Source organism: Candidatus Nitrotoga sp. M5, from assembly GCF_927904885.1.
In the GTDB taxonomy this organism is placed as follows: Bacteria; Pseudomonadota; Gammaproteobacteria; order Burkholderiales; family Gallionellaceae; genus Nitrotoga.
In genome coordinates this window covers 24,198-37,506 of record NZ_CAKMNW010000019.1, presented here as the reverse complement: position 1 = coordinate 37,506, position 13,309 = coordinate 24,198, and the positions used below count along the sequence as shown (strand labels likewise).

The following is a 13,309-nucleotide window of genomic DNA, read 5'->3' as shown; positions in this document are numbered from 1 at the left end:
GATTAATTTCCTTGTAATGATTGTAGACGTGCAATACGCATCAGAGCAGGTGGGTGCGAGTCGTAAAACGTAGAATACAACGGGTCCGGTGTAAGCGTTGCAGCGTTGTCTTGATACATTTTTACCAGTGCGCTGGACAGATCATTCGCGCTGGTTTGTTGCGCGGCATAGGCATCGGCCTCAAATTCATGTTTGCGTGAGTAGTAGCTCATAAATGGATGTAGTAAAAAGCTAAACACCGGCAATACCATAAAGAACAGTAATAACGCCAGTGCTGTCGATGGAGTGGTAACACCGAGTCCGCCATAGAACCAGTTTGCATCCATCAATAGTGCTAGCAGCCATAAAAATCCCAGGCTTAAGGCAAAGGTGAAAACGATGCGTTTCAGCACGTGGTGACGCTTGAAATGCCCCAGCTCATGCGCTAATACCGCTTCAATTTCTGGTGGCGCGAGGCGTTCCAGCAGAGTGTCGAAGAATACAATCCGTTTTGATTTTCCGAAGCCCGTGAAGTAGGCGTTCCCGTGTGAGGAACGCTTGGAGCCATCCATTACAAATAGCCCTTGTGCGGTGAATCCGCATTTCTGTAGGAGTGTCTTAATACGCATTTTAAGCGTCTCATCTTGCAGAGGGGAGAATTTATTAAACAGCGGTGCGATGAAAGAGGGATAGATGAATAGCAGCAGTAGATTGAACGTTACCCATACTCCCCACACATACAGCCACCAATTTTCGCCCATGCGATCCATCAGCCACAGTACACCGAATAATAATGGCAGGACGAATATGGCGCCGATCAACAACCCTTTCGCGGCATCAGCCAGATACATTGCCAATGTCATTTTATTGAAGCCGTAGCGTGCTTCAATGACAAATGTACGGTACAGGCTGAATGGCATTTCTAACAGTGATGAAAGTAGCAGCACCGTTAGGATGGTTGCTAAGCCTTGTAAAAGTGAATTGGTGAAGATGTTCAACCACAAGTCAGCGATCCACTGTATCCCACCACCGAGAGTAAATATGAGCAGTAGTAACGCATTAAATGGAGTGCTCAGCAAACTTAACCGCGTTTTAGCGCTTGTGTAGTCTGCCGCTTTTTGATGTGCTGAAAGATCAATCTGCTTGCTAAAATTAGAAGGCACTTCAGCACGATGCGCGTGGATGTGGATAAGATGACGTCGTGCCAGCCACATTTGGGCGACAGTAGTCAACAACAGTGCACTGATAAATAACGCGGAAAATTGGAATGGATTCATTTATTCTGATTGTTTAGACAAATATAAATAACTAATTGATATTAGTTGCTTATATTGTATTTTATAACATGTGCGGGAAATGTACTATTAATTAAAAATAATTGGCTTGTAGTATTGGTATGGCACAATACCTGCCCGATAGTTATATCAATAAACAAACGCAGCGAATTATGGCACAAAATAAAAACCACCTGATTTGGATAGACATGGAAATGACCGGCCTGGTTCCGGAAACTGATAGCATCATTGAGGTAGCGCTGGTTATTACTGATAGCGATTTGAATGCTATTGCTGAAGCACCAGTTTTGGTAGTTCACCAAACAGATACCGTCTTGGAGGGTATGGATAGCTGGAATACATCCACTCATGGCAAATCTGGCCTCATCGACAAGGTAAAAGCGTCTACGCTGGACGCTGCGGCAGTGGAAGCTCAAATGCTGGCGTTTCTCACGGAACATGTGCCCGCTCGTATTTCACCGATGTGCGGCAATTCCATCTGCCAGGATCGACGCTTTCTCGCGCGCTGGATGCCGCAATTGGAAAGCTATTTTCACTACCGAAATTTGGATGTAAGCACCCTGAAGGAACTTGCTAAACGCTGGAAGCCTGAGGTCGCTCAGGGAATAAAGAAACACGGTAAGCATGAAGCGCTGGCCGATATTTACGAATCAATCGATGAGATGAAGTATTATCGCGAGCATTTTATCCAGTTATAAAAAGCGCCTCTAAAATTCAGTTTTGCCAGCAGCCGTTTGGCAGCTAACCTTAATTTCGCAATAATTCGGCGTGCGTAACGCCAAAAAATTATCGCTACAGCTCAGCATTAGATTCCGCGAACAAATTTTTTTCTTGTGCCTTGCCCTTTCTGGAAACTTGAATTTTAAGAGGCATCCTTACAAGTTAATTCTTAGCGCCAATTGCCAGTGCCCTTAAACGACTCTGCTCCAGTTGAGAGGTTTGCGGTTTATCCAGCCAGCCATGCAGGTTATCCAACACTAAATCCGCCAAGGCATGTATCCAGTCTGGCCGTTCATTGAGACAAGGAATGTAGTGATATTCGCCGCCGCCTGCATGCTTAAAATCGTCTTTACCTTCCATTGCAATTTCTTCTAGCGTTTCCAGGCAGTCTGCTACAAAGCCAGGGCAGACTACATCAACTCGCTTAGTTTTTTTCATGCCTAATTCTTTAAGTATGGAGGTGGTATAAGGTTGGATCCATTCAGCGCGGCCGAAGCGTGACTGGAAGCAAACAGCGTATTGTTCTGCATTAAGTTGCAGTGCCTCAGCTATCAGCCGTCCGCTTTTTTGGCATTCACAGTGATAAGGGTCGCCTTTTTCCAGTGTGTACTGCGGTAAACCGTGAAAACTCATCACAAGCTTATCCGGACGACCATGCAGAGTCCAATAATCGCGTATGTTTTGCACAGTGGCAGCAATATAGCCGGGGTTGTCGTGGAAGTGCTTAATAGTGCGTAGTGCGGGCATGTTGCGTTGTTTGGTCAGTTCACTACAAATTACATCCCATGCAGTGCCGGTTGCACTGGCGGCATATTGTGGATACATTGGAACAAGTAGAATACGCTGACAGTTTTGCTTCTTGAGTTTGTCCAGCACACTGGGAATTGAGGGGTTGCCATAGCGCATGGCGTAGTCCACTACCAGTGGTATACCTTGGGTGCGTTCCTCCAGGCAATCTTTTAGCATACTGGTCTGACGTTCGGTATGCACTTTCAGGGGGGAGCCCTCCGGCATCCAAATGCTGGCATATTTAGCGGCAGATTTCTTTGGTCTAGTGTTTAGAATAATGCCGTTCAGAATAAACCACCAAACAATTTTTGGAATTTCCACTACACGCGGGTCGCTCAAAAATTCACGCAGGTAAGGTTTGACTGCTTGGGCGGTGGGCGCGTCCGGCGTGCCAAGATTAAACAATAATACAGCGCATTTTTCAGGAGTGCCGTGGGTGTAAGTGGGTTCAGTTGAGTAAGTCATAAAGTTTTATCCAAAAAATTTTCTACTGAGAAAAAATAAACAAAATACCAATTGAAAAATTTTGGATTGTTTTTCTCTGTGGTGCCTCTAATGTTGAGGTTTTTTGCTAATTTTGAGACAGCGCATTGCTGAGCAATTTGGAGGTAATGTCCACAATCGGGACGACTTTTTCGTAATCCATGCGCTTGGGGCCGACCACCGCCAGTGTGCCAATAACCTGACCGTCAGCAGTATAAGGTGCACTAACTACGCTGCACTCGCCCAATCCAGGTAACCCGGATTCGTTACCGACAAAAATATGCACACCAGGTGCATGACGGCTGACATCAAGTAACTGCAGTAGCTCTGTTTTTTGTTCGAACACTTTGAACAGTCCACGCAGCTGTTGCATGTTTGAAGAAAGATCATTTATATATAGAAGATTGCGTTCGCCGCTGATCACATAGTCTTCATTTTTTCGAGCAATTACCGCATCACCTGCTGCCATCGCCGCGCTCATCAGCGATGTCAGGTCGTGCTGCAATTGATGTAATTCGGACTGCACGCGTTGGTGGATATCCTGGAGCGGGCAGTCAACATAGTGCTGGCTTAAAAAACTGCCGGCCTCAGTGAGCTGAGATTGAGTGTAATCTTTGTGAGTCAGCAATACGCGGTTCTCCACTTCGCCATTTGGCATCACAATGATCAACAGAACTCTTTTTGTGGATAGGCGTAAAAATTCGACATGGCTCACTGTGATTGTGGCACGCTTGGGCGTGGCGACCACGCCGGCAAAATGGGTGAGCTCTGACAGCAAATTAGATGCCTGGGTTATTAAGCGCGAAGGGTTGTCCGGTTGTAATTGGTGTTCGAGCTGTTGCACATGTGCGCTGTCCAGCGGTTGCGCTACCATCAATGTGTCGATAAACAAACGGTAACCTCGCGCTGTAGGCACGCGTCCTGCGGAAGTGTGCGGACTGCTCACCAGCCCCATTTCTTCGAGACCGGCCATTACATTGCGAATAGTGGCAGAGCTGATTTCCAAGCCAGAAAACTCGAGTAGCGCGCGTGAACCTACCGGCTGACCATTGTTAATATAGCGATCCACCAATGTCTTAAGCAAAACTTGTGCACGGCTGTTAAGAATTGTTGACATGTAATCTGATTTAGAAGTAGTAACGTTGTTTTTTAATAAGTGTTTATTGTCTTTGTGGCTGATCGATAGGCAAATCCGGTTCGAATATCAGCAGTTTAAAAGTTAATGAATTTGTCTAAGATTTAATTATGCTATGTCCAAATTATGTTCATTACATCCATAAATAACATATATGGGCAGACTTGTGGATTCTCAAGTCAACATTATATCCACTTGGTAAGCTGGGAGTTCTTCTAATCCTGATCTGCACTTGATATATCTTCGCACAGCCTTTTTTAATGAGAATTAAAGACTGGGTTTAAGTAAAAAATATTTAAGATTACTCGATGAAGTTAAAGAGAAATTGTGAGGCCTGAGTTATATTTCAAGATAACTTCCCTCCAATATGGTGCTTGGTTTTTTGTGGCAACAAAGTCCAAAAAGGAGGGCAACATGAGAGCTGCCCCCGCAGCATAAAGATATTACGATTGAATTTGACTGTCAATTCAGAATCGAGATAGGGTGGCGTGATTTTTCATCAATTATGAAAGTGCTTCTGTTGTTGTAACCACATAATCTAAATTATGAAATGTAGTTCATTCACAAGATGAGTGGTTAGTCAGGAGTGAATAATATGCAGTTTTTTGACACTCATAATTACGGATTAGATTAGGCTATGTCGTCGTTATCTATTGATTCTTGGTAATCATGTAATTATGAACGACTTTTAGTTAACTATTGGACATCCAACCCCATGATTTATAGGTGTTTAGTAATATTTAAGGCTAAATTAAACAATTTATTGCGGCATAGTTTTAATCCATCACACTAAACCTATTGCGTTATTTAACGAAGACGGAGGTTGATAAATGCAAGCTCAGATTAGATTTATGCTAAGTCGTATCAAAGAGAAGTTGTGGGTAAAGCCACTGTTTATTTGCTTGCTTTCCATTGCAGCTGCATTTTTAGCTCAAGTAACCGATCAAATGGGATTATTTCCCAAGGCTCCGGAAGTAACCTCAGAATCAATCAAGATGTTGTTGTCGACAATTTCCTCCAGCATGTTAGTGATAGCAGTATTTGCCGTTGGAGCTATGTTGTCGTCTTACCAGTCGGCCAGTAGTGCTGCGACACCACGTGCTTTCACGCTAGTGCTAGCTGACGATGTATCACAAAATGCGCTTTCCACTTTTATTGGTGCATTCATTTTTAGTATCGTTGCTCAAGTTGCTTTAACAAATGGTTACTACGAAAGGGCCGGACGATTGACCTTGTTTGTTATGACTATCTTTGTTTTTGCGTTAGTCATTTTTAGTTTTATAAGATGGGTGGATAGGATTGCTCGCTTAGGGCGTCTTGATACCATTATCAAAAAAACAGAAGACGCTACTGAAAAAGCACTGTGCCGTCATTTAAATAAACCAACCTTGGGAGCCCTAAAGGCTGAAGGTCGCATAGACGGAGTGGCGATATATGCGCAGACTATTGGTTATATTCAACGAATTGACGTTGATGCAATACAGAATATTGCTAAGGAAAATGATATATTTGTTGAGGTTGCATCCTTACCAGGTAAATTTGCAGCTCCGGATAAGCCAGTAGCTTATCTCCGACCGCCACAGATAGTTTTAGCAGAAAAAGTTGATACCAAAGCTATTTCCAAATGTTTTTTTATAGGCAGTAGCAGAACTTTTGATGAAGACCCTCGATTCGGATTTGTTGTATTGTCAGAAATTGCGAGCCGAGCTTTGTCACCTGGCATTAACGACCCGGGAACTGCAATCAGGATTGTAGATGCTTTTGTCCGGTTGCTATCACAATGCGCTCAGAATTCAACGCAAGCTGAACCAAAGCAAGTAGATTTTGACCGAGTGGCTATTCCAGAAATTTCGTTAAGTGACATGTTTGACGATGCGTATAATCCTGTTGCACGTGATGGTGCAGGAACCATTGAAGTTGTAATAAAATTACAAAAATCCCTGTCGACGTTAGCGGATTTGGGTAGCGTTACGATGAAAGAGGCAGCATTAGGGCGTGCCAATTTTGTTTTTGCGCATGCCGAAAATGCGCTGAAAGTATCGGAAGAAATCGGTAAGCTGCGACTCGCGTCTGACTTTGCTTTACATCGCGAGTCGCTTTCCTAATCAATGTGGTTACATAATAATTGGGTAGAGTACAGTATAGACTCTCGCCCGCTTTCTACTTTACCTCGCTACATTTGATCTCGATGATAAAGTAGCGCGCCATCGTCTATAAAGCAGCGAAGCTACAGCGCTGGAACGGGAACCACACTAAACTAGATTGTCAACCACGTTAGTGGCAGAACAACACTTCGACGCAGGCGTTAAGTAAACTAGATTAATGGTTACAATTCGAAATCCTGTGTAACTCTTTGGTTAAAATATGCTGATCTCAAATCTGTCTCCTGCCGATCTTCGCTTCACTATCGATCCCGATTCGCTTGGGTTCTCTGATACTTCAGAATTGCTACAGTATCCGCTATCCTGGATCGGTCAGGAGCGTGCGGAAATGGCCGCCCGCTTTGGTCTTGGAATGAATCAGCCAGACTACAACCTGTTTGTGCTGGGTGAAGTCGGCAGTGGCCGCTCTTCGCTGCTCAGGCAAGCAATGCAGGCGGCCGCTGCAAATAAAGCGGTGCCACCCGACTTATGCTATCTGCACAATTTTGATGTGCCAGAAAAACCGCAGGCTTTGTATTTGCCTGCCGGGCAGGGACGCCTGCTGCGCCAACTCATGCTGCGGATGGTGAAATCCCTGCAGACGGAAATTCCGCAATGCTTGGTGGGTCAGGATTTTAAAGCCGAAAGCGAGCGCATTGAAAAAACTTACAAGGAAGAAGAAAGCAAAAGTTACGCTGAACTTGAAGCCTTTGCCGAAGCCCGCAAGTTCGCTATTCAGCGTGAGGACGGGCGCATGGTTTTTACTTTGCTGGGTAAAAAAAAGCACTTGTTGACCGAAGATGAAGTGCTTGTTTTGCCAAAAGAACACCGTGCCGAGATAGAGCAGGCCGAGCAGGAATTGCGTGAGAAGATTGCCAGCTATTTCGAGAAAACCCGGCCGCTGGAGCGAGTGATGAACGATGCCTTGGCGGCGTTATTGCGTCAAGTAGTGAAGCCGCTATTGAATCATGAATTACAAGGAATCAGAGATGGATTGAACAAGGAGATTAAAGATCACGTCAAATTTAGTGCATATCTGGAACAGATCATGCAAGATGTGCTCGAAAATCTGGAGTTGTTCAAGGTTTCCAATAACGATGAGGAAAGTCGGCAGGAGGCGTTAAGAAAAGTATTATCCCGTTACCGGGTCAATTTGATAGTGGACAATGGTGGCCTGAGCGGTGCACCGATAATCGTTGAAGATAATCCACTATTCCGCTCACTGTTCGGCAGCATTGAATGTCAGACCGAAAACGATATGTTGGTAACTGATTTTACCCGCATCCGCGCTGGTAGCCTGCACAAGGCGCATGGAGGTTTCCTTATGCTGCAGTTACGCGATCTGCAGACCGATGAAGTGGTGTGGGCGAAGCTTCGGCGCTTGTTGCGTAGTGGCAAGCTGCAAATGGAAGAGCCGAGCACAGCGCTTACACCGATTGCGGCCATTTCACTCGAACCAGAAGCCGTGAATGTTAACGTCAAAATTATTTTGATCGGTTCGCGTGAAGAGTATTACGAGTTACAGGAGGGCGACCCGGAGTTTGCGCGCCGCTTTCGGGTCAAGGTCGATTTTGCTGAAAACTTTATAGCCAGTGCTGATACCCGCCGCGCTTCGTCAATTTTTATCGCCCACACATGCCTGGAACTTGGGCTACCTCATTTTTCCGCCGCTGCCGTAGCTCGTCTGTTAGAGGATTCCCACCGAGAAACGGACGATCAGTTTCGTCAAAGCGCAATTTTCTCTCGTGTCGAGGCGCTGGTAATGGAAAGTGCTGCGCTATGCCGTGCTCGTTCCGCTCTTATAGTCGAGGCAGCGGATGTGGAGGATGCACTTCGTGCGCGCATCTCACGCCACGATTATCCCGACCAGCGCTTGCATGAATCCATTGCCGAAGGTGATGTGTTGATTACGGTGCATGGCGAGAAAGTAGGCCAAATTAATGGTCTTTCCCAGATAGATCTGGGAGATTACCGTTTTGGCTTTCCTTTGCGAATCACGGCGCGCACCTTTGCCGGTGAAGACGGTTTGCTCAATATTGGACGTGAAGTAGAAATGTCCGGGCCAATCCATGACAAGGGTGTGTTCATTTTGCAGAACTACGTGTCTGCCTTATTTTTCCATCTTGCACCGCTTGCACTTAATGCATCAATTGTTTTCGAACAGGACTATTACGGTGTAGAAGGTGATTCTGCTTCCTGTGCCGAACTTTATGTTTTACTTTCATCCTTGTCAAACTTGCCTCTCAAGCAAGGTATAGCGGTTACCGGCGCAGTCGACCAGCATGGAGAAGTGTTGCCAGTCGGTGGTATTAACGAAAAAATAGAAGGTTACTTTCGTGTCTGCGAAACGGCCGGACTGGATGGCAGCCAAGGCGTGTTGATTCCACACCGTAACCGCCGACACCTGATGCTGGAACACAAGGTCATCGAGGCCGTCGCTAAAGGCTTATTCCATATCTACACTGCAGAACACGCGAGCGAAGGCATAGAATTGCTTACCGGTTTCCCGATCGGTATCGCGAACGGAACAGGCAATTATCCATATGACAGCGTACTGGGCCGTGCCCAGAAAACTTTGCTCGCCTATCGTCGCGCTTGCCAGATGTTGGATCATCCTAAGGAAGGACGCAGGCATTTGCGCTGAATAATGTGAGCAGGTTTCAAGCGCTGGCATTGAGTTCTTGTTCCTGATACCTGGAGAGCATTCGCGCTGTGCAATATGCGAGTGAAAGGCAAAATGTACCTGAAATTCAGGGTGCCTCTACAAGTCGCAATTTTGTGGGCAACTGTTTCGCGCCTTGTCTTGCACAAAAAATTGAATGTTTAGAAGTGTTTTTTAGCATGCGATGCTTGTGGCAGAACGCTCTTATTACGTAAATTTGTTTGGTCAAGTTTTACGGTTTGCACGGCACTTCCAAAAGCACTCCCATGTATAGTCGTAAATGTGTGAAAATAGAGGCTGTAAATTGGGCATTTAAATCAATCTTATTAAAAAGGCGACAAATTGGCAAAACCTAATTTTCAATTCGAAAAGCGTCAAAAAGAACTAGCTAAGAAAAAAAAGCAAGAAGAAAAAAAACAACGCAAATTAGAAGAGAAAAACCCGCCTTCCTCAGATCCGCCCGATCGTTCTAACGATGAAAGTCCGTCCACCTAAATCAATACAACGTAGCTTTCGGCAGGTCTGTTGCTGGCTTGTCGGTAATGCGTCAAGTTTTCTACCTGAGTGCCTAAAGCTCAGCACTAGTTTGCACTGGCGCTGATGATTGGTGGCGTGGTTAAGTTTGCCGTGTTGAGTTGGGAAAGTGCAGTGTTGTGGCGGCAGTGATTGATATTAAGTCAGTCTTTAAATCCAACAGGCTGTTAGTTGCGTTCAATGCTTACGAGTAGACGGCACTTTGAGCAGCACCCGTTCCACCTGCGCGATGTCATTCCCATCGCTCAACCATACTTGTCCATCTTGAATTGTGCATTGCAACTGCATGTTGCGCTGAGCCAGTTTGGCGATAGCGCGCGTACTTTCAATGGGCAGGTTAATTACACTCAAATTTTTGAGCCGTTCGAATTGTCTGCTGTGTTGCGCGAACCACATATCTGCGGTGTGGCCGCCATAGGTGTAAACAATTACCTGATTAGAGCGGCCACAGGCTTTACGTATTAGTTTTTCGTCGGGCAGCCCGACGTCTATCCACAATTCAATCGCCCCCGTTAAATCTTTACGCCACAAATCCGCCTCATCATCAGCGGTCATTCCTTGGCCAAACTCCAGATATTCATGAGCATGCAGTGCAAAGGCCAACATCCGCACCATCATCCGTTCATCTGTTTCAGAAGGGTGTTGTGCAAGGGTAAGCGCGTGATCTTGGTAATAGTGACGCTCCATGTCTGCGATTTGCAGATTGGCTTTGAATATGGTTGCTTTAATAGCCATATAACTCCTGAATCCATCTCACGCAGAAATGAGTCATGTTTGCTCCTGTCAAATTATTCCACTACCCGACCACGCATTCTTTTAGTTGCGCCATGTTTGGCTTTTCTGTCCATACGCTTTCTCTGCGAACTGCGAGTAGGTTTTGTTGCACGGCGGACGGTGGGCAACACCGCGATGCTCTGCACCAACCCTTTCAGGCGTCGCAATGCCTCATATCGATTTTTCTCCTGACTGCGAAATTCTTGTGCCTTGATAATTACCACGCCGTCTTTGGTGATACGGTGATCGTGTAGTTCAAGGAGTCGTGCTTTAAAGGATTCTGGTAACGATGAGGCATTGATGTCGAAACGCAGATGCACAGCGCTGGAAACTTTGTTGACGTTCTGTCCGCCCGCTCCCTGCGCACGCACGGCGGTTAATTCGATCTCATGGTCAGCAATAGTAACGTTGTGGGAGATATACAGCATGAAAATTATGTAAGCACTGTGATGCGTACATCGCCCAGTGTTACCACTGATCCTGCACGTATTTTGCAGGTTTTGCGCAATTCCAAGTGCCCGTCCACCGATACGACACCTTCCGCGACCAGCGTCTTGCCCGCGCCGCCACTATCGCACACGCCAACTATTTTAAGTAATTGGTTTAGCTCAATAAATTCGCCGTTAAGTTTAAATTCAAATTGTTGTATGGACGTTGTCATGGTCGGAAATTAATTACAGTTTCACCGCATGTTCGCGGGTAGTGTGGAAAACCACTTGTGGCCAGCGTTCCTGGGTGAGTTTGAGATTGACGCTGTTCGGTGCGAGATAGGCCATATTGTTAGCGGCATCGTAGGCGACGTTGTGCGATAAGGCTTTCTCAAAATCGGCGAGCATTCTTTTGTCGTTACAAGTAACCCAACGTGCGCTCGTGGTATTGGTACCGTCGAATACGGCATCCACGCCGTATTCGCCCATCAAACGGCTGGCAACTACATCGAACTGCAGTACACCGACCGCGCCTAGAATTAAATCACCTCCACTAACTGGCTTGAATACTTGTACCGCACCCTCTTCACCAAGTTGCTGCAAGCCTTTATGCAACTGCTTAACCTTGATTGGGTTCCGGATGCGCACGGAGCGGAAGAAATCTGGCGCGAAATAAGGAATGCCGGTGAACTGCAATAACTCACCTTCGGAAAAGCTGTCGCCGATTTGCATGTTGCCATGGTTGGGTAAACCGATGATGTCGCCAGCGTAGGCTTCTTCTACCTGCTCACGGTTGGAGGCCATGAAGGTGACAACGTTAGACACACGAATTTCGCGGTTAATACGCAGGTGTTTGATCTTCATGCCACGTTCAAAGTGCCCGGAGCAAACACGCAAGAAGGCGATGCGGTCACGATGATTCGCGTCCATGTTGGCTTGTATCTTGAATACGAAGCCAGTAAACGGCGCCTCGTTAGGTGCGACAACACGCGCGGTCGCATCGCGTTCACTCGGCGCTGGCGCCCAATCCAAGAGGGCGTTGAGGATTTCGCGCACGCCGAAGTTGTTAATGGCGGAGCCGAAGAATACGGGTGTTTGAGTGCCGGCCAGAAACGCGGCAAGATCAAAAGGGTGAGAAGCACCATGCAGTAGCTCAACTTCTGCTTTAAGTTGCTCTATTTCCAGTGGGAACATTTCTACAAGGCGTGGGTTATCGATACCCTTAATTATTTCAACATCTTGATTGGCGTGTTCATCGCCCGCCGCGAACAGCAGAATTTCATCGCGCAATAAATGATAGACACCACGAAAAGTCTTGCCCATCCCCAGCGGCCAAGTCACCGGTGCGCACTGGATATTAAGAACAGACTCAACCTCATCCAGCAATTCCACTGGGTCGCGTGTTTCACGGTCCATCTTGTTAATGAAAGTTATGATGGGCGTGTCGCGCATGCGGCACACGTTAAGTAATTTTATGGTTTGTGTTTCCACACCCTTGGCCGCGTCGATAACCATAAGCGCGGAATCTACAGCGGTGAGCACGCGGTAGGTGTCTTCGGAAAAATCTTGGTGGCCGGGGGTATCGAGGAGATTAACCACATGGTTACGATATTCGAACTGCATCACTGAGCTGGCTACAGAGATGCCGCGTTGTTTCTCGATTTCCATCCAGTCGGAAGTTGCATGGCGACCACTCTTGCGTGCCTTCACGGTACCCGCCAATTGAATCGCGCCAGAAAATAACAATAATTTTTCGGTCAGCGTGGTTTTGCCCGCATCCGGGTGGGAGATGATGCCAAAGGTGCGACGGCGCGCCACTTCGCGCGTGTTTAAATCACGTGAGACAGGTGCAGGTGCGTCGACCGCTTGTAGTACAGGCTGTGTTACAGAATCCGTTTCCATGATGAATGTTCTCGTGAAAATATAGTGTTACAAAAAATAAACAATTCCGACAGACTACTAGGTGCTTAATCTGAATTTAGCGAATGTCGCCATCCACATAAAACCATTGTTCGTCTTCCCGCACGAAGCGACTTACTTCGTGCAATCGATGTGCGCGGCCACCCACTTTGTAGCGTGCCACAAACTCCACTACCGCGCGGTCTGGTTCCTGAGGATTGTACTCATGGCGCTTCACCTTCAATCCCAGCCACTTGGTCTCTATATTATCAACCATATCCAATGTGGTGGGGCGTGTAGAGGGGTGCCAAGTTGCTAGTAAATAATCCTCGCGTCCCAATGTGTAAGCAACATAGCGGGAACGCATTAATGCTTCAGCACTGGGGGCAGACGCGTTGCCCTCGATATAACACCCACAACAGTCTGTGAAGTTTTTATTGCTGTCGCAAGCGCAATGAGTTTGCATATCA

Annotated in this window: 12 protein-coding genes; 4 read left to right on the top strand and 8 right to left on the bottom strand. The window is 46.5% G+C overall.

Going from position 1 to position 13,309, the window contains the following annotated elements; translation table 11 throughout:
- Window positions 1–2 precede the first annotated feature (2 nt).
- Window positions 3–1,256, bottom strand: a complete 1,254-nt coding sequence (locus tag MJ770_RS05670; RefSeq protein ID WP_239250636.1) for a M48 family metallopeptidase — start codon at window positions 1,254–1,256, stop codon at window positions 3–5.
- A gap of 170 nt (window positions 1,257–1,426) precedes the next feature.
- Here MJ770_RS05670 and orn point away from each other — a divergent pair, with 170 nt between their 5' ends.
- Window positions 1,427–1,972 carry an oligoribonuclease gene (gene orn, locus MJ770_RS05665; protein ID WP_239250635.1) on the top strand — a complete coding sequence of 182 codons (546 nt, stop codon included), beginning with the start codon at window positions 1,427–1,429 and terminating at the stop codon, window positions 1,970–1,972.
- Window positions 1,973–2,156: 184 nt separating this feature from the next.
- Here orn and hemH read toward each other — a convergent pair whose 3' ends face one another.
- Together hemH and hrcA are read right to left on the bottom strand one after the other, a co-directional pair.
- Complete coding sequence (gene hemH / locus MJ770_RS05660; RefSeq protein WP_239250634.1) at window positions 2,157–3,248, bottom strand: ferrochelatase; 1,092 nt, start codon at window positions 3,246–3,248, stop codon at window positions 2,157–2,159.
- Between the two features lie 106 nt (window positions 3,249–3,354).
- The gene (gene hrcA / locus MJ770_RS05655; protein ID WP_239250681.1) at window positions 3,355–4,374 is read right to left on the bottom strand and encodes a heat-inducible transcriptional repressor HrcA; all 1,020 of its coding nucleotides are present in this window, start codon (window positions 4,372–4,374) and stop codon (window positions 3,355–3,357) included.
- 857 nt (window positions 4,375–5,231) lie between these two features.
- Here hrcA and MJ770_RS05650 point away from each other — a divergent pair.
- From MJ770_RS05650 to MJ770_RS05640, 3 genes are all read left to right on the top strand, one after another.
- On the top strand, window positions 5,232–6,506 hold the full coding sequence (locus tag MJ770_RS05650; protein ID WP_239250633.1) for a DUF2254 domain-containing protein: 1,275 nt from the start codon (window positions 5,232–5,234) through the stop codon (window positions 6,504–6,506).
- A 259-nt stretch (window positions 6,507–6,765) separates the two neighbouring features.
- Window positions 6,766–9,186, top strand: coding sequence for a Lon protease family protein (locus MJ770_RS05645; protein ID WP_239250632.1), 2,421 nt, complete (start codon window positions 6,766–6,768; stop codon window positions 9,184–9,186).
- A 360-nt stretch (window positions 9,187–9,546) separates the two neighbouring features.
- Window positions 9,547–9,699, top strand: a complete 153-nt coding sequence (locus tag MJ770_RS05640; RefSeq protein ID WP_239250631.1) for a hypothetical protein — start codon at window positions 9,547–9,549, stop codon at window positions 9,697–9,699.
- Window positions 9,700–9,915: 216 nt separating this feature from the next.
- Here the strand turns inward: MJ770_RS05640 and MJ770_RS05635 are convergent, their stop codons facing one another.
- The 5 genes from MJ770_RS05635 to MJ770_RS05615 form a co-directional block, all read right to left on the bottom strand.
- Window positions 9,916–10,473 (bottom strand): YaeQ family protein, encoded by a 558-nt coding sequence (locus tag MJ770_RS05635; RefSeq protein ID WP_239250630.1) that lies wholly within the window; start codon window positions 10,471–10,473, stop codon window positions 9,916–9,918.
- Between the two features lie 53 nt (window positions 10,474–10,526).
- Entirely contained in the window at window positions 10,527–10,940 is a 414-nt protein-coding gene (gene arfB, locus MJ770_RS05630; RefSeq protein WP_239250629.1) for an alternative ribosome rescue aminoacyl-tRNA hydrolase ArfB, read from the bottom strand.
- A 5-nt stretch (window positions 10,941–10,945) separates the two neighbouring features.
- Window positions 10,946–11,173, bottom strand: a complete 228-nt coding sequence (locus tag MJ770_RS05625; RefSeq protein ID WP_239250628.1) for an RNA-binding S4 domain-containing protein — start codon at window positions 11,171–11,173, stop codon at window positions 10,946–10,948.
- A 13-nt stretch (window positions 11,174–11,186) separates the two neighbouring features.
- Window positions 11,187–12,842, bottom strand: a complete 1,656-nt coding sequence (locus MJ770_RS05620) for a peptide chain release factor 3 (RefSeq protein ID WP_239250627.1) — start codon at window positions 12,840–12,842, stop codon at window positions 11,187–11,189.
- A gap of 76 nt (window positions 12,843–12,918) precedes the next feature.
- Window positions 12,919–13,305 (bottom strand): YchJ family protein, encoded by a 387-nt coding sequence (locus tag MJ770_RS05615; protein WP_239250626.1) that lies wholly within the window; start codon window positions 13,303–13,305, stop codon window positions 12,919–12,921.
- Window positions 13,306–13,309: the final 4 nt, after the last annotated feature.